This is a genomic window from Dyadobacter chenhuakuii, from assembly GCF_023821985.2.
Classification (GTDB): domain Bacteria; phylum Bacteroidota; class Bacteroidia; order Cytophagales; family Spirosomataceae; genus Dyadobacter; species Dyadobacter chenhuakuii.
The window spans coordinates 5,248,218-5,272,293 of the sequence record NZ_CP098805.1 but is presented as its reverse complement, the minus strand read 5'-3'; the positions used below and the strand labels follow the sequence as shown (position 1 = coordinate 5,272,293).

At 45.8% G+C, this 24,076-nt stretch carries 18 protein-coding genes; 9 read left to right on the top strand and 9 right to left on the bottom strand.

The window, feature by feature from the left end; all coding sequences use genetic code 11:
• Positions 1 to 7: 7 nt before the first annotated feature.
• A complete protein-coding gene (locus NFI80_RS22025; protein ID WP_254414159.1) occupies positions 8 to 3,085 on the bottom strand; it encodes a SusC/RagA family TonB-linked outer membrane protein in 3,078 nt (1,025 codons plus the stop codon).
• A gap of 426 nt (positions 3,086 to 3,511) precedes the next feature.
• On the opposite strand from NFI80_RS22025, the gene NFI80_RS22020 reads away from it, so the two are divergent.
• Positions 3,512 to 6,493, top strand: a complete 2,982-nt coding sequence (locus NFI80_RS22020; protein ID WP_235166355.1) for an FAD-binding and (Fe-S)-binding domain-containing protein — start codon at positions 3,512 to 3,514, stop codon at positions 6,491 to 6,493.
• A gap of 53 nt (positions 6,494 to 6,546) precedes the next feature.
• Here the strand turns inward: NFI80_RS22020 and NFI80_RS22015 are convergent, their stop codons facing one another.
• From NFI80_RS22015 to NFI80_RS21995, 5 genes are all read right to left on the bottom strand, one after another.
• Positions 6,547 to 9,339: a DUF5686 and carboxypeptidase regulatory-like domain-containing protein gene (locus NFI80_RS22015; RefSeq protein ID WP_235166354.1), complete on the bottom strand. Its 2,793-nt coding sequence runs from the start codon at positions 9,337 to 9,339 to the stop codon at positions 6,547 to 6,549.
• A 102-nt stretch (positions 9,340 to 9,441) separates the two neighbouring features.
• Positions 9,442 to 11,355 carry an AAA domain-containing protein gene (locus NFI80_RS22010; protein ID WP_235166353.1) on the bottom strand — a complete coding sequence of 638 codons (1,914 nt, stop codon included), beginning with the start codon at positions 11,353 to 11,355 and terminating at the stop codon, positions 9,442 to 9,444.
• 27 nt (positions 11,356 to 11,382) lie between these two features.
• Entirely contained in the window at positions 11,383 to 12,612 is a 1,230-nt protein-coding gene (locus NFI80_RS22005) for a multidrug effflux MFS transporter (RefSeq protein WP_235166352.1), read from the bottom strand.
• 147 nt (positions 12,613 to 12,759) lie between these two features.
• Positions 12,760 to 12,954: a hypothetical protein gene (locus NFI80_RS22000; RefSeq protein ID WP_026628617.1), complete on the bottom strand. Its 195-nt coding sequence runs from the start codon at positions 12,952 to 12,954 to the stop codon at positions 12,760 to 12,762.
• Between the two features lie 24 nt (positions 12,955 to 12,978).
• On the bottom strand, positions 12,979 to 13,191 hold the full coding sequence (locus NFI80_RS21995) for a hypothetical protein (protein WP_026628618.1): 213 nt from the start codon (positions 13,189 to 13,191) through the stop codon (positions 12,979 to 12,981).
• Between the two features lie 382 nt (positions 13,192 to 13,573).
• On the opposite strand from NFI80_RS21995, the gene NFI80_RS21990 reads away from it, so the two are divergent.
• The 7 genes from NFI80_RS21990 to NFI80_RS21960 all read left to right on the top strand — a co-directional run bounded on the left by NFI80_RS21990 (position 13,574) and on the right by NFI80_RS21960 (position 21,322).
• Positions 13,574 to 15,739: a TonB-dependent receptor gene (locus NFI80_RS21990; RefSeq protein WP_235166351.1), complete on the top strand. Its 2,166-nt coding sequence runs from the start codon at positions 13,574 to 13,576 to the stop codon at positions 15,737 to 15,739.
• Between the two features lie 84 nt (positions 15,740 to 15,823).
• Positions 15,824 to 16,477 (top strand): BRO1 domain-containing protein, encoded by a 654-nt coding sequence (locus NFI80_RS21985; RefSeq protein WP_235166350.1) that lies wholly within the window; start codon positions 15,824 to 15,826, stop codon positions 16,475 to 16,477.
• A 45-nt stretch (positions 16,478 to 16,522) separates the two neighbouring features.
• The gene (locus NFI80_RS21980; RefSeq protein WP_235166349.1) at positions 16,523 to 17,581 is read left to right on the top strand and encodes a sensor histidine kinase; all 1,059 of its coding nucleotides are present in this window, start codon (positions 16,523 to 16,525) and stop codon (positions 17,579 to 17,581) included.
• Complete coding sequence (locus NFI80_RS21975; RefSeq protein ID WP_235166348.1) at positions 17,578 to 18,330, top strand: LytR/AlgR family response regulator transcription factor; 753 nt, start codon at positions 17,578 to 17,580, stop codon at positions 18,328 to 18,330. Before NFI80_RS21980 ends, NFI80_RS21975 begins: the two co-directional genes overlap by 4 nt.
• 60 nt (positions 18,331 to 18,390) lie before the next feature.
• Positions 18,391 to 19,164, top strand: coding sequence for a non-homologous end joining protein Ku (ku, locus tag NFI80_RS21970; protein WP_233797448.1), 774 nt, complete (start codon positions 18,391 to 18,393; stop codon positions 19,162 to 19,164).
• 1 nt (position 19,165) lies between these two features.
• Complete coding sequence (ligD, locus tag NFI80_RS21965; RefSeq protein ID WP_235166347.1) at positions 19,166 to 20,065, top strand: non-homologous end-joining DNA ligase; 900 nt, start codon at positions 19,166 to 19,168, stop codon at positions 20,063 to 20,065.
• A gap of 78 nt (positions 20,066 to 20,143) precedes the next feature.
• Positions 20,144 to 21,322 carry a glycoside hydrolase family 18 protein gene (locus NFI80_RS21960; protein WP_235166346.1) on the top strand — a complete coding sequence of 393 codons (1,179 nt, stop codon included), beginning with the start codon at positions 20,144 to 20,146 and terminating at the stop codon, positions 21,320 to 21,322.
• Here the strand turns inward: NFI80_RS21960 and NFI80_RS21955 are convergent.
• On the bottom strand, positions 21,319 to 22,047 hold the full coding sequence (locus NFI80_RS21955) for an endonuclease V (RefSeq protein WP_233797451.1): 729 nt from the start codon (positions 22,045 to 22,047) through the stop codon (positions 21,319 to 21,321). The genes NFI80_RS21960 and NFI80_RS21955 overlap by 4 nt on opposite strands.
• Positions 22,048 to 22,118: 71 nt before the next feature.
• Here NFI80_RS21955 and NFI80_RS21950 point away from each other — a divergent pair, with 71 nt between their 5' ends.
• Complete coding sequence (locus tag NFI80_RS21950) at positions 22,119 to 22,625, top strand: hypothetical protein (RefSeq protein WP_233797452.1); 507 nt, start codon at positions 22,119 to 22,121, stop codon at positions 22,623 to 22,625.
• A gap of 70 nt (positions 22,626 to 22,695) precedes the next feature.
• Here NFI80_RS21950 and NFI80_RS21945 read toward each other — a convergent pair whose 3' ends face one another.
• Positions 22,696 to 23,502, bottom strand: coding sequence for an isocitrate lyase/PEP mutase family protein (locus tag NFI80_RS21945; RefSeq protein WP_235166345.1), 807 nt, complete (start codon positions 23,500 to 23,502; stop codon positions 22,696 to 22,698).
• A 10-nt stretch (positions 23,503 to 23,512) separates the two neighbouring features.
• A complete protein-coding gene (locus NFI80_RS21940) occupies positions 23,513 to 23,950 on the bottom strand; it encodes a carboxymuconolactone decarboxylase family protein (protein ID WP_233797454.1) in 438 nt (145 codons plus the stop codon).
• Positions 23,951 to 24,076: the final 126 nt, after the last annotated feature.

The window sequence follows — 24,076 nt, the reverse complement described above, 5'->3', positions numbered from 1 at the left end:
GTTAGAATTAGAATGATACATTAACACCAACTGTCCACGTTCTTGCTCTCGGGTAAGCGGTATAGTCAATTCCGAATGAAGGGATGTCATTTAAAGATTTGTTTGTGCTCACCTCAGGATCTTGTCCGCTGTATTTAGTGAATGTCAACAAGTTCTGACCAGTCACAAAAAGTCTTGCATTGCTGAGCACTTTGTTCGCTTTCATCGGAACACGATAGCCTAGTGAAAGGTTTTGCAGACGGACAAAATTGCCTTTTTCAAGGAAACGGGTCGAAACATCAGGAGCATTCAGAGCACCTTCTTTATTTCCGATAACATCTTTCGTTACGTTACGTCCGTTGGCAAACGAACCTTGTGTAAAGAATGCGTTAGCAGTATTTGAGTAAATGTAATGTCCGAAAACACCGTTGAAGAACAGACTCATATCAAACGCTCCGAAAGTTAAGTTATTGGTTAAACCGGCGTTAACTTTTGGAAGCGGGCTTTTTCCACCCAGGAATTGCTGGAAGTCACCATTTGGATAAAGTGAGTTTCCGTTGTCGTCAAATCCGCCGAACTCGCGAAGGAAGTAAGCGAACAAAGGCTGGCCTTCTGCCAAACGCTGTGCAAATGCACCCGAAAGACCCTGACCGTTGATCTCACCTGTATCATATGTTCCGATCAGGTTTTTAACAAGGTTTTTGTTATAAGATCCGTTCACGACCATTTCCCAGGAGAATTTCTTGCCGTCCACGATCACACCAGTCAAAGCCAATTCAATACCACGGTTTTGAATGTCTGTGTCAAGATTGCGGAATACAAATGGGTTCGGTGCAGGCTGAGCTGCAACAACTTTGAAAAGAAGGTCTTTTGTACTCTTGTTATAAAGGTCAAGTGTTCCGCTCAATCTTCCTTTCAAGATCGAGAAGTCAAGTCCAAGGTTGAATGCAGCAGTTGATTCCCATTTAAGATCCGGGTTGTTGAAAGCTACTGCGTTCAAACCACCACCTGTAATGCCATCAGCACCCTGGTTGATCGCGTAATCGCTGTATCTGTCACGTCTGTCGTATACATTGTGAGGGATCGCCTGGTTACCTGTAACACCATATCCAATTCTAAGAGAAAGATCTGTGAAGACAGTTTTAGGAACAAAATCCTCTTCAACCAATTTCCATTTGAACGCTCCTGATGGGAAGTAACCATATTTATTGTTACCACCGAATTTAGAAGAACCATCCACACGCAATGTACCAGTGAACAAGTATTTGCTTCCGAAACCAAGGTTTACACGACCGAAGTAAGATTGAAGCTCATCTTTTACATAGCTTGAATTCTGGATAACAGAACCAACACTTGAAAGCGATGTTGCATCTTTAACACCAACAGTTCCTGCAATACCCAGGTTGTTGATCATCAGATCCAGGTCGTTGGTACGGAAGTTGGCAGCAGCCACGTTCTTGCTTCCATTTTCGAAGCTCTGATAAGAATAACCCAGAAGCGCATTCAATGTAACGTTTCCGATTTCCTTGTCATAAGTAAAGTAGTTTTCCATCAACTGGTTGTTACTTTCCACATCGCGAATATACACGCGGCCAATTTTGTCTGATTCTTGAGTACCACCAATACCTGCAACAACCAGATCTCTTGAATAAGCCTGTTTTCTTGTAGACATTGATTTGTCAAAACCAAGAACCGTTTTGAATTTCAAACCGCTGAAAATTTCCAGTTCAGCATTGATGTTACCCAGCGCGCGAAGCGTGTTGTTATTATCTTTTGAAAGATTAACAAACGCAAGCGGGTTAGGCTCCGTAGTTGTAGACTGGTTCAATGTATCGCCTCTATACGCTGGGCGTGTAGGGTTAGCTTTCAGAATGCTACCCATCAAATCACCTTCAAAACCAATGTTTTCAGAAATTGGAACACCTGTATCTTGCGTGTTTGCAAAGTTCAGATTGCTTCCTACTGTCAATTTATCACCGATGAATTTTTTCTGTCCGCTGAAACCAACGCTGTAACGTTTAACATTGGAAGTCTGCACGATACCGTCCTGGTTCATGTAACCCAGTGAGAAACGATAGTTACCCGAAGCGTCACCGCCACCATAAGACAAGTTGTGCTGATGTGTTAGTGCAGTTCTGAAAAGCAGGTCCTGCCAGTCAGTATCCGATCCCTGATCCTGTCCGCCTGCTGCTTTGTATTCCGCTGCATTCAGAAGATCATATTTCTTTGTGATATTGCTTACACCCAGAGAATACCCATAGTCTAAGGATCCTTTTCCTCTTCCTCTTTTTGTAGTGATTAAAACAACACCATTTGCACCGCGTGAACCGTAGATCGCTGTTGCAGACGCATCTTTAAGAATGTCCATGCTCGCGATATCGTCCGGGTTCAGGAAGTTCAGCGGGTTTTTCGCTGGCTGACGGCCAACACCCTGGTTATCACCACCTGACGAAGTATTATCGCCGCTCAAAGGCACACCGTCGATTACGAATAACGGGTTGTTACCACCCAAAACAGACGACGTTCCCCGGATACGCACGTTAATACCACCGCCCGGCTCACCGCTTGACTGGGTAATTTGCACACCCGCAACGCGTCCCTGCATCAATTGCTCAGGAGAAGTAACGATCCCTTTCTGGAAATCCTTCGATCCCAAAGCGGACACCGCACCGGTTGCATCCTTTTTCTTTACCGTTCCGTAACCAACTACAACAACTTCTTCCAAAGCCTTAACGTCTTCGGTGAGTGTAACGTTGACGGTGGATTTATTACCAACTGCAATGTCCTGAGTCTCATACCCAATGGCACTGAAAGTCAATGTTGCATTTCCCGGAACACTAATCTGGTAGTTACCTTCAACATCCGTATTTGTTCCTTTTGTACTCCCTTTTAATGTGACTGTAACCCCTGGTACTCCACCAGCTCTGGCGTCAGTAACCTTACCGGATACATTCACATCCTGTGCAAAAACATTTGTGCTTAAACCGATCAAGATCATCAGGAAGCCGAAAAGCCCTGTGTTGCGCCCTGCTAATCTCGCTTTCGTCACAACATTCTTTTCATTGCTTGAATCATGTCGACGAAACACATGAAAGGATAAATTCATCATAGGTCTGTTAAGTAAATAGTTAAATCTGGTCACCGCCTGTGTATCATTTTAACATTTGCGTTCATCTTCGGTAAAAAATGCCCTATCACACTCAATTCGGGCTTTTTTATGAATTTTACTATGAAAAAGTTAAAGTAATTCAATGACGGTCATACAAAATAATATAAAAGAGCCGGATAATACAATATGGTTTTCTTTAAACCTGCTTAAATAAATCAACTTTTAAGCAAGAAAGTTATATTATATAATTATAGTGCAAACGCTATATTTGAGAAGTACAAAAGCTGCCCGTTTCGGTGACTTTTTTAATTAAAGTTTAATTTTTTGGGCAACGGACCGATATAGCTTTCTGAAAATATTTTGCTGGAAATCCTTGATCGTTGTTCGTAACTTTGGAGCTGATTTTCCCGCTTATCCAACACCATGACTGCGCCGCTTTCCGTAACTAACAGTGATTTAAGTCTTCTTGCCAAACAACTAGAGGGTGAACTGCATTTCGATAATACGATGCGCACCCTGTACGCAACTGACGCTTCTGCTTACCGTGAAATGCCACTTGCCGTGGCCATCCCGAAATCAGAAGCTGATATCAAAACACTGATCAGATATGCCACCGAAAAACGCATTTCGCTGATTCCAAGAACCGCCGGAACGTCTCTTGCAGGGCAGGTTGTGGGGAACGGCATTGTGGTGGACGTTTCACGGAATTTTACAAAAATCCTGGAAATAAACGCGGCCGAAAAATGGGTCCATGTGCAGCCTGGTGTGGTGCGTGACGAGCTGAATATGGCTTTGAAACCGTACGGACTTTATTTCGGGCCGGAAACCTCCACGGCTAACCGCGCCATGATCGGCGGAATGGTCGGAAACAATTCATGCGGCTCCAATTCTATCGTTTACGGCAGCGCCAGAGAGCATACATTGGAAGTGAAAGCAATCCTGGCAGATGGTTCCGATGCAGAATTTAAGAATATAACAGGAGCGGATTTCAGAAATCTGCTGACAAGTGCGCAACAGAAAAACGGAAGTGCGACGCTTTTGGATAAAATCTATCTCAAAACAAATGAAATTTTACAATCACCTGTAAACCAGGATGAGATTAGAAGAAACTTTCCAAAGCCCAGCATAGGCAGAAGAAATACGGGTTACGCATTGGATATGTTGCTTCATACCGAGCCATATTCTAATCAAAATGCCCTTGGTGAGCCAGCACAGCCATTTAATATGTGCAGCTTGATTGCAGGCTCGGAGGGAACATTGTGCTTCCTGACAGAAATAAAGTTAAACCTCGTTCCGCTCCCGCCTAAAACGCAGGGATTGGTTTGTGTGCATTGCGATACGATTGACGAAGCATTAAGGGCAACGATTTTAACCCTGAAATATCAACCGCACGCAGTTGAATTAATAGATGACTACGTCCTTGAATGTGCCGCTACGAACGCAGAACAGAAGAAAAACGCATTTTTTGTGAAGAACAAACCTGACGGTAAATATCCGGCCATCCTGGTTGTGGATTTATCGCGGGAAACGAAGGAGGAGGTTGAAGCACTTTCAACAGAAATGATCAAAGAGTTGCAGGATGCGGGCATGGGTTTCCATTTTCCGTTGCTCTTTGGTGACGATACAAAAAAGATCTGGACATTAAGAAAGGCAGGTCTGGGGTTGCTCGGCAACATTCCGGGTGACGAAAAAGCGGTTGCGGTGATCGAGGATACGGCTGTTGATGTTTACGATCAGCCCGATTATATCCGCGATTTCAATGAAATTTTGAAAAGACATGGCATGTCGGCCGTGCATTATGCGCACGCAGGAACAGGCGAAATCCACCTGAGACCTATCATTAACCTCAAAACCAGCGAAGGACACCGCCAATTCAGGATGATCGCGGAAGAGATTGCGAACCTGGTAAAAAAATACGATGGCTCGCTTTCCGGAGAGCATGGCGATGGGCGGTTAAGGGGAGAATTTATCCCAAAAATGGTTGGTGAGCACAATTACCAGCTTTTCAAAGACATTAAGAGGGTGTGGGACCCTAACAATATTTTCAACCCGGGAAAAATCGTGGATACGGCCCCGATGGACACTTTCCTGCGCTACGAAGCCGATCAGCAAACACCCGAATTCAAAACATATTTCCGCTTTCAGGACCAGGATATTTTGCAGCACGCCGAGCAATGCAACGGTTCAGGCGACTGTCGCAAAACGCAAATGAGCGGCGGGACAATGTGCCCGAGTTTCATGGCCACCCGCAACGAAAAGGACACAACCCGTGCACGGGCCAACATTTTAAGGGAGATGCTGACGCGTTCTCCTAAGGAAAACCGGTTTGATAATAAAGAGATTAAGGAAGTGTATGACCTCTGCCTGGCTTGCAAAGGCTGCAAAGGAGAATGTCCTTCCAATGTGGATGTTGCGAAATTGAAAATGGAATTTTTGCAGCAATATCACGATGCAAACGGCATTCCGCTGCGTTCCTGGCTGGTCGGGAATTTTTCAAAAATGACAGGCATTGCTAGCTATGTTCCCTGGGCTTATAACCTGGTTTTCAAAAACGCACCACTTCGGAAGATAGCCAACACCATGGTAGGCTTCCATCCCGAGCGAACTATGCCCCTCCTGCACAGCACGACGTTGAAAAAGTGGTATGACCAGCGCAAAGCAACAAAATCCACAGGTCGGAGAGTGTATCTTTTCTGTGATGAGTTTACCAATTATAATGATGTTGAAATTGGTAAAAAATCCATTCTGACCCTTGAAAAGCTGGGTTATGAAGTGATTATTCCAAAACATGCCCCTTCCGGCCGTCCCCAGCTTTCGAAAGGACTTTTGAAGGATGCGAAAAAAATTGCCGAGGAGAACATTAACCTGCTCAAAGACATCATTTCGTATGACACGCCGCTCGTCGGCATTGAGCCGTCGGCAATCCTAACTTTCCGCGATGAATATCCGGACCTGGTTAGCGATGAACTTGTGGAAGAATCCAAAAAACTGGCGCAAAACGCATTGCAGTTTGACGAGTTCATTTCACGCGAAATTGAGTTAAAACATATTTCCAAAGATCAGTTCACTAAGGAGAAGCGGTTGATCAAATTGCACGGACATTGCCAGCAAAAGGCCATTTCGAGCATGATACCAACGAAAAAAATGCTTTCGCTGCCAGAAAACTACAATGTTCAGCTCATTCCGTCGGGATGCTGCGGCATGGCCGGGTCGTTTGGTTACGAAAAAGAGCATTATGACATTTCCATGCAGATCGGAGAACTGGTCCTTTTCCCAGCCGTCCGCCAGCAACCCGAAGAAGTCATCATTGCCGCCCCCGGAACCAGCTGCCGCCACCAGATCCACGACGGAACCGGCCGCCACGCCATGCACCCGGCAGAGATATTGTGGGAAGCGCTGGTGTAAATTAAAACAGACTTTTCAAGCACAGGTTTAGCCCAATGCTTGAAAAGTCTTCCCTAATTCCGCCCTAAATTAAAGTTCATAGTAGTCCCGATCCTAAACACCGTGGTTTTATACTTAAAGCGCTCGAAGTTGCTTACGACTTCGATGCGGAAGGGGAAGCGGATTCCTACGTCGAGGCCGTAGCCTAGTTCGGTGTAGTTGTTGGAGGCTGGGGTGGCCAGGTAATGCAGCATGAAATTTTCCTTGATGCCCAGGACGCGGAACCAGGTGATTTGGGTGAGCAGGAATTTGCGCAGCTCGCTCAGGATATGGGCTTCGAAAAACTGGTCCGACGTGCTGTAACGATAATAATCAAGCATTCTGAATGTTCCGACGGGATCGCCGAGCTGAAAGAAAAACCGGTTTCCTGCGAAATGCTGAAAGTCGGGATAGCGGACGTGATTTGTGTTCAGGAATTTTCCGGCACTTAGTTTATAGCTTAGCTTACTCCGGATCCCCGTGTCAAATCCATGCTGGATTCCAACCTGCAAAAGGTCGAAATCCACGTCGCTGCCAAAAATGTCATTAATTCCTTTGCGATAGTTCAATGTTAATTTCGGCGAATCATCGTCGTAATAGGTTGTCCTTCCATTTTTGGTGCGGTATTTCTGCCAGGGTTTGTAGTTTGCTGTAATCCCGATGGTCAGGGCCTGGTGATTGGTCATTTGGGTGAATGTCTCCCCTGATTCTCCACTCGGGTAACGCGTAAACGGGTGATTAGAAGTAAATTCCCTGCGTTTCCAGTCGATCCAGCGATATGGATTCGTGTTGTACAAATTGCGGAGCGGGCTGCGGTCAGCGTATTCAATGTTAGCTTTCAGCTCGAAATGTTCGTTTTCACGGGCGGTTGCAAAGTCGAGCCGGACGAACTTCTTTTCGTAGATTTTGATAAAATTCTGCTCCAAAAACAATGTGGTAATAGAATTCAGCAACGGATGCATAGGGTTTTCACCGTTGAACTGGGAAACCTTCTGGCCGCCTGATAAGTTGAGTTTGTTGCGTTTCCAGCTATAATCAATTCCGCCAAATGCCATTAATTTCTGCCGGGCGAACAAGTAACGGGTGAGCGCATTAATGGACAATTCCTGCCCTTGCCGAACAGAAAAGCGCTTAACGCCATCAGAACCAATCTGGACTACTTCCTGATTCTTCTTTGGATCGCCCCCCTTATAACGCAGCTTAAAACCGCCCCCATTCAAAACCAATCCCTCAACCGTGTTTACCTGCGCGCCCAGCAGCGGCGTCACATAATCCAGCCGCCACGGGCTTTTCTTGCCCAACCGGAAACTGTGGCCCGTAAAAATATCGCCTACAAAGCCCAGTCCCCCGCCTTTCTTATTGTTTTTAGAAGTGTCGGATTTGGCAACTTTCAAACTGTCTTTCTGCTCCTCAGTGCCTTTGGTCATCACCACAATGCTATCCAGTCGCGTGTAACTTTTCACCTCCGCCGTCGTCAACGGAACCGTTCGGATGGAATCCCAGAATGCCGTGCTGCGCATACTGGCCATGGAATCCACCACCGTTGTATCGTTTCTGGTGAAGTTCAGGTCTATGTCCTCTCCTTTCTCCTCTTTTGTTTTCAGGTCCTGCTTTTCATATTCCTTCATGAGCTTGCGCAGGTTTTTGGCCGAAAATTCCTTTTGCTTACTGACCACCTCCTCCAATTTCTGCGACTTGATTTCCCGGCCCGTAAGCTTTACTTTTTTCGCTTCATCCTTCTGTTTTTTATCATCCACCACAACAATGTCCGGCCTGAATGCAGGATTGATCTTAATGTCGGAGAACGATTGAGAAATCACGAAATCCCCTTTTCCTTTTAACCCATAAATGCCTCCCTGCACGTGAAACTGCTGATTAACAGGCATCCACACGCCCTGCACCGGACTGTAAACCTGCTTGATATCAATGGTAAAACCCGTATTAACGGTCGTCAGATCGAGGCTGTAAATACTCCATTCATCTTCTATAATGTGAATGGTCCCTTTGTAAACGCCTTCACCATAAGCGCGCGGAGTTACTTTTATTTTATTTACTTCAATGCCATTTTCACGAAAAGCACCCAGATATTCAAACTTATAATAAGCAAATGCCCGGGGCGACAGCGGGGAAACGGCCTTAACAACTTCGGGCTGGTAAAAGCTTGTCAGCAAGTAGGCATTCGGGTTTGCGAAATCCTTATCCTGACTGTTACGGGCGGCGATAACCTTCTGTTTGTAGGTGTTAGGCTGTTTAAATGTTACTTCAGAAACGCTTTCATTGAGGATAGGAACGCCTTTTTTAAAATTCGTTTCCTTTTCCATCTCCTTTAATTCCTTTTTATACAAAAATTCCAACGGAAGATCGGTGATCACTATGGAAGATTTGGAATAGGCTTTGGCTTTATAACTATCCACTTGGAGCAAATGATAGCGACTTTTGGCAATGGCGCGGCGCATAATGGTGTACGCAGGATCTTCGTCGCGGCTTCCTATACGCACTTCGCCCAGGTTCAGCGCCTGTTCTTCCATGGTTAGGTCAAAGGTTTCCATCCTGTTTTCGACCGTAAACGCTTTTTGCCCGGTTTTGAAACCTAAATATTGAAAAATGACCTCGTAGTAACCAGGTTTCAGATCCAGCTGATAACGCCCTTCTTCGTTGGAAATGGTGCTGATGGATGTGCCTTTGACAACAATTGCGGCAAAAGGAAGCGGCTCGCCTTTCCTGGTTTTGATAATCCCCTTGATCCCGCCCGACGAAGTGCCTTGCGAAAAGCATTGAGTAGCAATTAGTAAGAAAAGAAAAACGATAGTAAAGTAGCGTTGGAGCATAGAAAGATCGGGGCCCGGATGTAAGATGCCTGTTGTATGTCAACAAGATGCATTTAAATATAAACGGGTTGCATTAAAATGCCAACAGATTTTTCCGATCAGTTACATATCCGCAAATTCCCAGGCACTCTGGTAGGCGCCCAGCGCTTCAGCGTAAGAAATAAAGTTTGAATAAAAGGGCAAATTCGAGAGGGTTGCGCTGTCGCCGATCACGACCAGTTTTTTGCGTGCCCGGGTCATCGCCACATTCATACGGCGAATGTCAGACAGGAACCCGATCTCACCCTCAGGATTGCTGCGGGTCATGCTGATGTAAACAATGTCGCGCTCCTGACCTTGAAAACTATCGATCGTGTTGACTGAAATTTTCGATATAAATGGCTGTAAAAGAGCATTATGAGCCAATTGCTCTTTCAATAAACCAATTTGCTCTTTATAGGGAGAAATGACTGCAATGCTTGGAAACTCGCCAGCGTTGAAACTTTTGGCCTGCATGAATTCGCTCACATATTGCGTCAAATGTTTGAATAAAAATACGGCCTCGTCCGGGTTCGTGGAGCTGGTTCCTTCGAGTTTTTCGTCATAACCGCAGCCTGCTGTGTCAATAAAAGCCAATGCATTATCCGAGGGAAAAACCAGGTGATGCGCGACAGCCTCGTTGGCTTTCAGTTTGTTTTGATAAAATATTTGAGATGAATAACCCATAATCGCCTCATTCATCCGATACTGCTCTTCGAGTAATGTTACGGATTCCGGATGCAGCGCGACGCATTTTTCCAGCAATGTAGTGGCTAACCCATTTCTAGCAGCCTCGGCTGACTTAATGGTGGGCGCCAACTGGAAATGATCACCTGCCAGCACCACTTTTTCGGCTTTCAGGATCGGGATCCAGCAGGCCGGTTCCAGTGCCTGTCCGGCTTCATCGATCACCACAGTTTTGTATTTCAAATTGCGGACCGTATAATGGTTAGCGCCCACCAATGTGGCTGTAATCACCTGCGCTTTGCCCAGAATATCCTCTATCGCATATTGCTCCACGCTCCCCACCTCTTTCATGATCTTGTGGGCTTCATCAAAAAGCGCTTTCCGCTGGTCGCGTTCGGCTTTCCCAAAATTGCGTTTGTATTTGTGTGCGAGGTTTTTGTATTCGTTTGCCTGCTTTTTGAGCGCCTTAATGTCCTTCATCCGCACGTGCTGCGAGATTTTACTATCGAGTGTGAGCGACATCAGGCGTTCCGAAACACGCACCGGGTTACCAACCCTCAGCACATTCAAGCCCTCGTCTGTCAGCTTTTCACTTAGCAGATCCACAGCCGTATTACTAGGCGCGACTACCAGGATCTGCTGGTGATCCTGTTTGATCAAAGCCTTTATCGCCTGTACCAATGTGGTCGTTTTTCCCGTCCCGGGAGGGCCATGCACAACGGCAAGATCCGACGCGGAAAGGATTTTATGAACAGCCTCATTTTGTGAGCTGTTCAATTTGGGGATCGTTATTTTTGGAAGTTGGTCGTTAAAAGAAGGCGATTTTTCTCCGGTCAGGATTTTGACCAGACGGCCCTCTTTTTCATTTTCAAGCAATGCAGTTGCGGCCTTAATCGCACCTTGCATTTCGTCGTAACTATTGTCATCAAAAAGCAGGTCGATGCCCAGCTTTCCATCGCGAGACCATTCGGGAAGCTCATCCGTCCGAAGCGTGATTTTGAGCCGGTTACCACTCTGATGCGTAATAATGCCTTCTAACCTATCCTGCTTTGGCTCGTGATTGGAAAACAAAACAGCCGGCATGCCAAACCGGAGCTGATGGGAAAGATCCTGGTGCGTAGTGCGTTCGATTTCAACGGTTAGATAGTCGCCGCGGCTCATTTCCGAGCCTCTTATGGCAATGGGATACCAGCTTAACCCACTCGCGCGCCGCTCGGAAACCGATGATCTTTCGGTTAGTCGCTGGTAAGCAAGTCTGTCTTCTTCCCTTTCAGTTTTAAGTAAATTGAGGAGGTTTTTGAAATAATCCATGCACAAATAAAGTCAGGAAAACTGGTTTTAGTGTATCATAGCAGCATCTGCACCCTGCTGCACTTCCACTTTTTCCTTGATAAAACGCCTGCCAAAAACAAGCATCGAAAGCGCCAGAAGCGAAGAACCGGCCATTGAAGCCACCATCGGAATAACGGATGGCTCTTCAAAAATACTGATGACAATGGATATCAATGTGCCCATTCCCATCTGAAAAGCACCCATTAATGCGGATGCGCTGCCTGCATTTCTCGTAAAAGGAGCCAATGACAGCGCTGCGGCGTTGGGATAGGTGTAACCAATGCAGCAAAGAAAAAAGAACAGAAAAACGATCACGACCGGAAGTGTCAGCATGCCTGCCAGTGCCGCTGCGAGAAATGCGAAACTGACAATAACCTGGCAGATCAGCGCCGTATTCACGACTTGCTCGCTGGTGAATTTTCTCAAAAACAATGTATTCAATTGACTCGAACCTATAAAACCAACCGACAGAAAAGCGAAGATCCATCCATATACCTTGCCATCTGTATGGAAAACCTCCATAAAAACCAGCGGAGAGCCTGCTACATAAGCGAACAGACCGGAGAATGCAATCGCTCCCGTCAACGCATAAGTGTAAAACTGCGGCTCCCGGATCACTTGCAGAAAATTGAGCAGAATGGGTTTTGGCTTCAAGGAAAGGGTTTTATCAGGCTTATAACTATCCGGCAGCCAAAGCACCGTTGCCAGAAGAATGGCCACACCCATGCCTGTGAGGATCCAGAACACGGCATGCCAGCCGAATGCATCGGTAACATAACCGCCCACGGTGGGTGCGATCATTGGGGAAACGCCAACAACCAGGAGCAGCAACGAAAAAACCTTTGCATTATCCTTCACCGGAAACAGGTCCCTAACCATCGCAACCGACGCAACCGTAGCCGCACAACTTCCTATTGCCTGGATAACCCGCAGCAAAATCAAGTCATTAATGCTATTGGCCATTGCGCACCCTACTGAGGCCAGAATGTAAACCACCAACCCGATGAACAAAGGCTTTTTCCGACCAAACCGGTCAAGGAGCGGCCCGTAAAGCAGCTGACCAACTGAAATCCCAACAAAAAACCCGGATAATGAGAGTGAAACCTTGGCTGCTGTGGTGTGCAGGTCTTTGGCAATGGCCGGAAAACCGGGCAGATACATATCAATCGAAAAAGGGCCGAGTGCCGTTAAGCTGCCTAGAATCAGGATGAGAAAGAAATATGTTTTTTTGGACATTATGGAGTGATGTGGCGTAGCAGTAGGCCGTATAACGCGGATATGCTTTGGGTGGTTCGGGGTAATTGGATTTTTCTCACTTGCCGGGCACAAAAAAAAAGGCTTCATTTAGAAGCCTCGCTCTCTCTTCACTACTATGATCGTGTTTCAGGCAGCGATCCAGTCCAACTTCTTATAAACTTCGCGCTCGCTCTCGCTCACTGCGTATGGAACCTTGTTTTTCAGATAAATAATGCAACCGGGTCCTTCTTGTATCGGTGCTATTTTGACTACGTCTTCTTTGTGAATGATAATATTAATGAGCTTTTGGCCCAGCAATTGAAATGTACCTGATTGTACCATGACTAATTTAAAGATAATAATTACTTACGCGATGCCGCTTACAGGACTATCAGACTTCGAATACAACAGGAAATAATTTTCTGAAATTGAAAAATAGCTAAGGTCAGTTCTATTGCTCATTTGAAGAAAATCTGCAATCTCTTTCTGCGCATCCATTTCGTTTTGCGCGTCAGAAACTGTAAGAACTGCGCCAGGCTTCAATGTATTTATTGCGTTATTACCAAGTGTAGCGATCATGTTATATTCGAAATTAAGAGTTAGTCGATGTAAACTGTTTTGCAATGGTCGGTTAAATAAGCATGCCAGCATGGGCAGCACATTCGCTATTTCTGTGGTTTCAAGATTGATTCTCGTTTAAATAAACCAAAACTTGTTAAGCAAAATGCTGATTTTGAACATTTTGTAAAAATTTAAAAAATTTTACATTAAGTGCTGTAAAAATAAAAATTAAACCCGTTTTGCTCCTATAATAAGCATCCGGATTTCCGCAAATCAGCTACGTTGAAATGACACTTCGGTCAACAATTTCCGCAGTTCATAGAACAGTTTCTGAACTCCGGTAACCTTGCTTTTTCCACGATTATCATTCTGAACAACTTTGGGTCAAACCAAGGGACAAATGAAAATCGGCTTTACACTTCTGCTTCTTATTCTTACATCAGCTGCAATAGCTCAAATCTCCATTTCGGGCCGGGTATCGGATCACAAAGGCCAAGCAGTGCCGGGCGTCAACATTTACCTGAAAGGCACTTATGACGGAACCACTTCAGGTGCGGACGGCCGTTTTGCTTTCACTACAACCGAAGCGGAAAACCAAACACTAACCGTTCAGGCGATCGGTTTTAAAAGCCAGGAACTGGTTCTTGAACTTCGGGGACAGCCCATAACCGCGAACATTGTGCTCGCAGAAAGCATTAATCAACTGAATGCAGTAACCATTTCTGCGGGCGCGATGGAGGCGGGTGATGAGAAAAAATCGGTGGTGCTTAAACCGCTCGACATTGTAACAACCTCCGGTGCCATGGGCGACATTACTGGCGCATTGCTCACATTGCCAGGCACTTCCACCGTAGGTAACGATGGGCGGCTGTTTGTACGCGGCGGTGATGCCTCGGAAACTTCTATTTTTATTGATGGCCTGCAAGTGGGAAATGCATTTGGCAGCACCACTTCCAATGTGCCGACCCGCAACCGGTTCAGCGCCAATTTATTCAAAGGATCGTTTTTCAGCACAGGCGGTTATTCCGCCGAATATGGGCAGGCGCTCTCATCGGCTTTGGCATTGAATACGGTGGACCTTCCGCTCAGAAACCAGGGAGATGTGAGCATTATGTCATTGGGCGGCGGTTATACGCAAACGTTGGTGAAGGACAACCGCGCATTGACTGCCTCGGCAAACTATTACAATCTGGCCCCTTACCAATCGCTTGTTAAGCAAAATTTTGATTGGGAAAAAGCGCCATCGAGCTGGGATTCGGAGATTTCATTGCGTCGTAAATGGGGAAATGCGGTGACGGGCAAAGCGGGTTTTATCAAGGCCTATTTTCACACAGAAGGCAGCAATATGGCGATCTGGCAGAAAATCCCTGGCAATGATGGCCGCGGCGACCGGGTTAAGCTCAACAACCGCTATCACTATGGCAATGTTTCTTTCCGGCATTCGGGAAGCAAAGGCTGGCTCTTTTACGGAGGTGCGGCGCTGTCCGACAATAGGGACGCTATTCAGCTCAATGCGGATGATATCCGGCAGGTCAACCGGATTTTTCATTCCAAAGCGGTAACGGTTAAAGACTTCTCTGCGCAGTTTTCCCTCAAAAACGGCTTGGAATATTACGCCAAAACCTACTCGGAAGCATTGCCCGGCCAGAACCTGAAAAGGCAGTTTACGGATCACCAGTTCAACCATTTTTTGGAAGCGACTTACTATTTCAGTAACCGCTTGATCATGGTCGGCGGCCTGCGGAGCGGGCACAGCACATTGGCAAAAGAAACCTGGTTCACGCCGCGCTTTTCAGTCGCCTATAAACTGGATAATCAAGGGCAATTCTCTTTTGCAGCTGGCAAGTTCAAACAACTGGCAGAAGAAAAGCTGCGGGTGCGCCAGACCGACCTGAAAAATTCCGCGGCAACACATTACATTCTTAATTACTTCACAGTCAACAACAACCGCACATTCCGCGCGGAGGCTTTTTATAAAAACTACGATAATCTGGTCACTTACAAAGGCTTGGCGAGCGATCCTGAAAACCTGGCTCTGAATGGTGCTGGCTATGCGCGAGGCGTTGATTTTTTCCTGCGCGACAAGCAAACCATAAAGGATACCGATTTCTGGATCACGTACAGTTTTGTGGACAGCAAGCGCAGGTTTGCGGCCTACGAAACCAAAGTCCAGCCATCATTTGCACCCAGACACAACGGCTCGGTCGTGGTGAAACATTTTGTGACGGCTATGAAATCCTTGCTGGGAACATCCTGGTCGTGGAACAGCGGCTATGCTTTTAACGATCCCAATCTGCCCGGTGAAATGCAGCGCAAAACGAAGCCATATAGCGATCTGAGTCTGAGCATCAGCTATCTGCCCAAACCCAATGTGATCCTGCATGTGGCTTGCTCCAATGTTTTGGGTAGGCAGAATGTATTCGGCTATCAATACGCGACGCAGCCGGATGAATCGGGTTCCTATGCAAGCAGGCCCGTAGGACAAGGCGCCAAGCGCTTCCTTTTTGCCGGACTTTTCATCACGCTTTCAAAGGATAAAAAAGCCAATCAGCTGAACAATTTATAAAGCACCGCCAAGCATTCACAAACCAATATCAAGTCGGCTATAAAGCATCATTTAAAAACTATAATCTTTTCAAACATGAACATTATGAAAAAGCAAGCCCAGATTATCATCCTTTTGTTACTTTCATTCTTTACCGCTTCTGCACAGGAATCACCTTACCAGAAAGCGATGAAAAAGGAAATTGCGAAACTTACTTCAACCGACTCACTTCCTGTTTTGCAGCAATCGGCGAATGCGTTCGGGCGAATCGCGGAGTTGAATCCGGGGGAATGGCTGCCGGTTTATTATCAGGGACTTGCGTACACATTCCAGGCCATGGACAAATCCCTTTCGCTGGATAGAAAGGACGAAGCGCTTGCTAAGGCGGACGAATTGGCTCAGAAAGCCGACGCATTATCCAAAAACAATGCGGAAATCGTTGCTTTGCAAGGCTTTGTATTAATGGCCAAACTCAATGCGGATGCGGCAAACCGCGGGCAAAGCTTGTCGGGGCCGGTGTTGCAAACATTTGGCAAGGCGCGTGCAATGGATCCGAAGAATCCGCGTGCTTATGCGTTAACGGCCCAAATGGAATATGGAATGGCCAAATTTTTCGGCTCCGGAACCGAAAAAGCTTGCGGATATGCAAAGGAAAGTCTGGCTATATTTGCTTCACAGGATGAGCCGGCGCTCAAAGCCGCCTTAATGCCAACCTGGGGCAAAGGCCTTGCCGAACAAATGGCCAGAAGCTGTCAATAACCGAGCATAGCAACGTAAAACAATCCTTTCTGACACCAATCATTCATGAAAATTACCACCCGGGGCTCGAAAAAATTCTGGAATTTCTCTCCGGCTTTTCTTGCGGGAAACCTGCTGATCGCGCTCGTGATTTCCATAGGCTCCTTTGCTGAATGCATTGCGACCGGGGAAGGTTACGGGGATCTTGCACAGGACATCCTGATTTCATTCGTGATGTCGACGACGCTGAGTTATGGCGGATTTTTGATGGAAGATTATTTTGACAGGACCATCTCCTGGATCCAATATCCCGTCAAAAGGCTTATTCTGGAAAGTCTGTGCTATTTCCTGTATGTTTTTTGTGCGAGCATTGTCATCATTTTCCTGTTCCAGTTTTTTGTGATAAAAAACTTTACATTAAATAACATTCCGTGGAACAGACTGGTTGGCTGGACGCAGTTTCCGATGAAGGTCTCCTTTGTGATCCTGTTCATATTAATCAGCCGGTCGTTCCTGCTGGAATGGCGCACAGCGGCGATTGAATCGGAGCAGCTGAAAACGGAGCGGTTTGCCCAGCAATATCAGTCGCTGAAAGACCAGCTGAATCCGCATTTTTTATTCAATTCACTCAATGTGCTGAGCAACCTGGTTTACGAAAATCCGGACACGGCGGCGAAGTTTATCCGGCAGCTTTCCAGCATTTACCGTTATGTGCTCGAAGTCCAGCAGGAAGAGTTGGTGACATTAAAACAGGAGTTGGGTTTTGCGGAAAACTATCTCTCCTTACAAAAGATCCGTTTTGAAGAAAGCCTGCAATATCACATCCGCGTGGATGCCCATGCAACCGGCTCCTTACCGCCCCTATCGCTTCAACTATTATTGGAAAACGCCATCAAGCACAATGTGGCTTCTATCAAAATGCCTTTAAAAATCGATATTGAGCTCATTAAGAATCAATTGATTGTTAAGAATAATGTCCAGCCCAAAAGCAGCTTGCCGGAGGAATCAACCGGCATCGGACTTTCCAATATCAGCAAGCGCTACGAACTGCTGAGCGAAGAAAATATCGCTGTCAGCAATGCCGACGGCCAATTTACAGTAACATTACCATTGCTTTTTCCATGAAAATTCTGATCATCGAAGACGAAAAACCAGCCGTAAGGCGCTTAATTCAGTTGATCAACCAGCAATTGCCGGAAGCGCAGGTCATCGCTAGTCTCGACACGGTAACGGCTGCTATTCAATGGTTTGGCAATAATACTGAACCTGATCTGATTTTTCTTGACATTCAGCTTGCCGACGGAATTAGTTTTGAAATTTTCGAAAAAGTAAAGGTCAATGCACCGATCATCTTCTGCACGGCTTACGACCAATATGCCATCAAAGCATTCAAGCTCAACAGCATCGATTATTTGTTAAAGCCCGTCGATCCAGAAGAACTTACACATGCACTGAATAAATTCAATTCAGGCAAAAATGAACCTGCCATTTCTCTCGATCAGATTCGCAGCTTGATCCAACCCGCCGCAAAAACATTCAAAACACGTTTTCTGGTAAAACTGGGCGAGCGTATACAGACCATTGACATACAAGACATTGCCTTCTTTTACAGCGAAGACAAAGTGACCTTGCTTCAAACCCGGCAGGGAAAGAAATACACATTGGATTATATTCTCGATGAGATTGAGGAAATGGTCTCTCCAGAGCAGTTTTTCAGGATCAACAGGAAATATATCAGCTCCATTTCCGCCATTAAAGACGTTTTCACATACTCCAACAGCCGGTTGAAAATCCATCTCGAAAACTGCGCCGATAGTGACATTCTCATCAGCCGCGAGCGCATGGGGCCATTCAAAACCTGGCTCGGGCAGTAACCCGGCACGGATTTTTAAAGCGTTGTCTCTCACAATAATTGATCATTTTCGACAAAAGATATGAGAGCAATCTGGTCCGGGGCCATCGGATTTGGCCTTGTCAACATTCCCGTAAAATTATTCAGCGCGACCCAACAGGCCGAGCTGGATCTGGATATGCTGGACAAAAAAGATCACGCTAACATTAAGTATCAGCGTGTGAACGCCAATACAGGCAAGGAAGTAGATTGGGACGACATTGTGAAGGGTTATAAAGTTGAGGATGAATATGTTGTCCTGGACGATAAGGATTTTGAAAAAGCCAGTCCGGAAAAAACCAAGATCATCGAAATTGCAGAATTTGTCAATGAAAAAGACATTGACAGCATTTACTACGAAACGCCTTATTATCTGCAACCCGAAAAATCGGGCGGCAAACCCTATGCATTGCTGCGCGATGCTTTGAAAAAAACAGGAAAGGCTGGTTTGGGCACCTATGTGCTGCGGAACCGCGAAAGCCTGGTTTTGATAAAGGCTGCTGGTGATCTTTTGATTTTAAATAAAATAAGGTTTCAGGACGAAATACGCGAAACGGAAGAGCTAACCATTCCGGATGTGAAGATCAAACCTGCGGAAATGGCCATGGCTGTGCAGCTAATAGAGCAGCTGACGACGGATTTTGACATTTCGAATTACAAAGACACTTATAATGAGTCGCTGCTGAAACTGATCATGGCGAAGGCGAAAGGCAAAAAACCGACAGCACCGAAGATGAAGATCGTGCATTCGAAAAGCAAGGATCTGATGGCCCAGTTGAAGGAAAGTTTGAGCGCACCGAAACGTAAAGCATCGTGATATGAAAAAGAAAGCGGAACTGACGCACCTGGACAAAATCTATTGGCCGGACGAGCAGATTACGAAAGGTGAATTACTGGAATATTACAGTGAAATAGCGCCTTTCATTATCCCTTATTTGAAAAATCGCCCCTTATCGCTCCGCCGCAATCCGAATGGCATCAACGAACCCAGCTTTTTCCAGAAAGATGCCGGTGACAATGTTCCGGATTGGATCAAAACGGAGGAGATCCTGGCAGAATCGACAGGAAAAATGGTAAATTATTTCATTTGCAACGACCTCGAAACGTTGCTTTACATTGCCAATATGGGGTGTATTGAAATGAATCCATGGAATTCCACCATTAATAAGCTCGATAACCCCGATTACATTGTGATGGACATTGACCCGTCCGATAAAAATACATTTGAAGATGTGGTAGATGTTGCGCTGGTGATCAAGGAGATCCTCGATCAGACTGGCATGACGGGATTCTGCAAAACTTCCGGGTCCAGCGGGCTGCACATTTACATTCCTTTTGGCAAGAAATATACTTACGACGAAAGTCGTGATTTTGCCGAAATCCTGGCAACGCTTGTTGTAGAACGTCTTCCTGAGCTCACCACACTGGAACGGTCGCTTTCGAAACGCAGGAAAGATCAGATTTATGTCGATTTTTTGCAGAACAGGATCGCGCAGACACTCGCATCCGCATATAGCGTACGCCCGAAACCAGGCGCAACCGTATCCGCGCCACTCGAATGGAGCGAGGTGAAACATGGACTTAGCCCCAGGGATTTTACCATTAAAAACATGCTGAAACGGGTCGAGGAGAAAGGTGATCTGTTCAAAGGGGTTTTAGGCAAAGGCATTGACATGCAGAAAGCATTACAAAAAATGGAGGCACTGCACGGGGAATAACGGGATTCAATGAAGATCGCATGAGGAGATGTTTTGAAGTAATAGTTACTTTTATCGCTTCAACCATAACCTAATCCCATGCAGTTTTTAAAACTTACCAAAACCCTGCGATCACCCCTGGCAGCCATGTGCATAGTGGCTCCCTTAATCCTTGCAACGGCCTGTAAATCCGAAGAGAAAAAAGACGAAGCTGCCACAGCAACGGACAGCACAACCACAAAACCAGTTGTAATTGGCTACGTTGGCGGCTTTCGCGGGCTCGTCAATACAGATCGCATTGAAGTGGACAAGTTGACCCACATTAACTATGCATTTGTAGATGTTCAGAAAGGAAAGGCGTTTTTGACCAATGAAAAAACCGACTCTACCAATTTCCGCAAGCTCAAATTGCTGAAAGAAAAAAATTCCGATCTTAAAATCCTGATCTCTCTGGGCGGCTGGACCTGGAGTGAAAATTTCTCCGACGCAGTTCTGACAGAAGCTTCCAGAAAAATATTCGCAGCAAGTTCTGTTGATATTATCAGGAAATACGACCTCGATGGTGTGGACATTGACTGGGAATATCCCGGAATGCCGGGTGAGGACGGCAACGTTTACAGACCTGAGGATAAGCAAAACTTCACTTTAATGTTCGAGGCGCTCCGTAAAGAACTGGACGCTTTTGAAAAAGAATCGGGCAAGAAAAAGCTGCTTACAACCGCTGTTCCCGGCTTTACTTCTTTCCTGAAAGTAGTTGAAATGGGCAAAGCAGCTGCATTTCTGGATTATGTGAACATGATGACTTATGACCTTTTCCAGGGCGACACGGCGGTCCATCATGCCGCATTATATTCGTCTGACATTTATAAGGCGAGCCATTCGGTGGATAATGCTGTAAAAGCATTTTCTGTGGAGGGAGTTCCGATGAATAAGCTGGTTGTAGGTTTGCCGTTCTATGGAAGAATGTTCCGCGTCGCGAAGTTGGATAAAGGCCTGGGCCAAAAACACATCAAGCAAGATTATGTAGACGGTTATACCATGATCAAAGACAGCATGGTAAACAAAAAGGGCTTTAAAGAATACCGTGACGAGGTGGCAAAAGCACCCTACCTGCTCAACGCCAAGACCGGAGACGTTTTAAGCTACGACGACGAGCAGTCTGTGAGAGAAAAATGCAAATATGTTTTAGACAAAAAACTCGCCGGAGTAATGTTCTGGGAATATGATTCAGATTCAAAAACATATCTCCTCGACGAAATAGACAAGACATTTAACTAGAACAAACCCCATTGTTCCAGTTCGTGATATCCTTCTTTTAACTCGCCGATCCGGAACCGGTTCACAAATTCGTGCGCCTTTCGGGTCGGCTCAGGGAGCCGGTGCTTGCCGAGACATTGCATTGTAATGTCCATACTGTCTTTCAGGCTCATTTTGTGACCCGGGGAAATAAAGACCGGTTTTACATTATTCTTGCTCCTTAATGCAAATCCAATCGTGTCGCCTCTGTCTGTTACCAGTGAATAGTCACCTCTTGTTTCACCGGGATCTGCATAAATCCCGGCCAGCTTTTTCTTGGCACAACCCATCGTAACCGAATCCGTAAGGACCCCAAAATGCGTTGCAATCCCCATTCGCCGGGCATGTAAGATGCCGTTGCCATCGAACATGATGCAATCGGGCTTCACGGGAAGCTGCTCGTAAACTTTCAACAGGCCCGGAATTTCCCGAAAGGCGAGAAAACCTGGCACATAAGGAAAAATATTGGTGGTTTTGACGAGCGAATAGGAAATAGGTTTCAAATCAGGATAACTCAGCACGACCATCCCGGCATAAACCGTATCGCTGTAAAGGTCCAGTGAAATATCAGCCCCCGCAATGGTCTTGATCTCCCCTTCCATGGGCGAAAGCTTCACAATGCCTTTCAGCTTTTCCTGTATGGCCGTAGCTTCGGCAATCGTCAATTGCCCATAGTTTGATTCCGGTGTTTCAATATTATTGTTCATATGCAACTGGCATGATATTCTTTGTATAACCTAGAAACATCTCAGGTTCATTAAAAAATCAAGCCATCCTCATGGAACAAGTTACTGTTAAGCGTAAATGGGCAAATTGGAAATTCATTGCCTTCGTCGTCATTCTCATAGCTATTTTTATCAAATTCTTTGTGCTCGGTGACGGCGATGAAAACGCACCTGTAACCGTAGAACTAGACTTGCCGAAAGTAGCGCTTCGCAGCGTAGAAGAAGTAGAAGCCGTTTTAGGCAAAGGAACATTGGACAGCTATTATAAAGATGAGGTGGCTGGCTGCGAAAAATGCCCCAAAATGATTTATCGGGAGGGGAAAGTCGAGATCATTTATATCAATGAAATTGCCGATCAGATCCAGCTTAATAAGCTATCAGATTATGATTTTGAAGATCGTGTTGTGCTCGGTATCCTTAATCTGAAAGAGAACATTAAGCCTAATATCGACGACAAGCAATTGAAAAGGTGGGATAACTACGAAAAATATTCCCAGATCTCAGCATTCGGTAACGGCAGCAAGATTGAGTATATCCTTATCAAAGCTAAGACTGAATAGCATATTGAATGATTCCAAAGATTAAAGGAGAACCTAATGGCTCTCCTTTTTTGTGCCTTTTAGCAAAAGATCAATATACACTTGTGATCGCGTTGTGGCTAAAAGTTTCCTTAATCTGCTTCAAAGAAGCTTTCATGGCTAACAGCATTGCTTTTTGAAAATTCGGTCCGAAGCTAACCCTGGCGACGCCCAGGTTTTCAAGCTGTTTCAGTTCGGGCGTTCCTTTCGTGATTAATATGTTTACAGGGACAGAAAACTCCTTAACAAGGGTCGCAATGGCACTTTCTTCCTGCACAAATATGGGATAAATGCCATCCGCACCCGCGTCTGCATAAGCGCATCCACGCTCGATGGCCAGTTTCAATTTCTCATCACTTGTAAGTGTACTGGGTTTCAGGAAAACGTCTGTCCGGGCATTAATGAATAGCCGCACACCTGCCTTTTCCGCCGTTTTCCGGATCAGCCTGATCCGTTCAGCTTGCAGGTCCACGGGCAGCAGCTGATTGGTTTTCGGATCGCTGTCTTCGATGTTAATGCCGGCTACGCCTGTTGCTAAAATTTTACGAACATTTGCCTTTAATCCTTGCAGATCAATCGCATAACCAGATTCAATATCAGCGGTAACCGGCACTTCCACAGCATTTACGATCTGGCCGATGACATTTAACGCCAGCTCAAAAGGAATTTTTTCGCCATCCTGATAACCATGGGCGCGCGCAATAGCCGCACTAGCAGTGGCAACAGCCGGATAACCGGTTTCCTCAAGTAATGCAGCACCCGTAACATCCCATATATTAGGTAAAACAAGCATCTGTTTACTATAATGCAACTTTTTGAGCAGATCCGCTTTTTCGGATTGTGTCCCTTTCCTCTTCATAGCATCTTGATTATTTCAAAGGCAACTGATCTGTGATGGCAATGCGGTTCCAGGCGTTAATCGTGATGACGCCCATCACGACGGCTTTCGTATAAGCTTCCCCAAATAATGCCACGGCATTATTATACACTTCGTCGCTCACACCGTGGTTGGCAATGGACGTTACTTCCTCGGTTAATGCTAAAATGGCACGCTCCTCTTCCGTGTAAAGTTCAGTCTCTCGCCACGCGTTGAGCAAATAGATGCGCTGTTCCGAAAGCCCCAGCTCCCGCGCTTCCCTTGTATGCTTATCAATGCAAAAAGCGCATCCATTCATTTGGGAAGCCCTTATTTTGATGAGTTTGTAATGGATTTTGTCCAACCCCGATTCGGAAATATATTTCTCCAAACCTCTCACGGCTGCATAAGCTCCGGGGTCAATATCAATTGTTAAATTCCGCTTTGACATGCTCCTAACAAATAATTTAAGGTTGCTCAGCAGACAAACTTAACAGACAACAGGACTACAAAAATGATCCATTTAAGAATTTTTCAGTAGTCCAATTAAGTGTAGGGGCGTTGCAATTGTACGTTA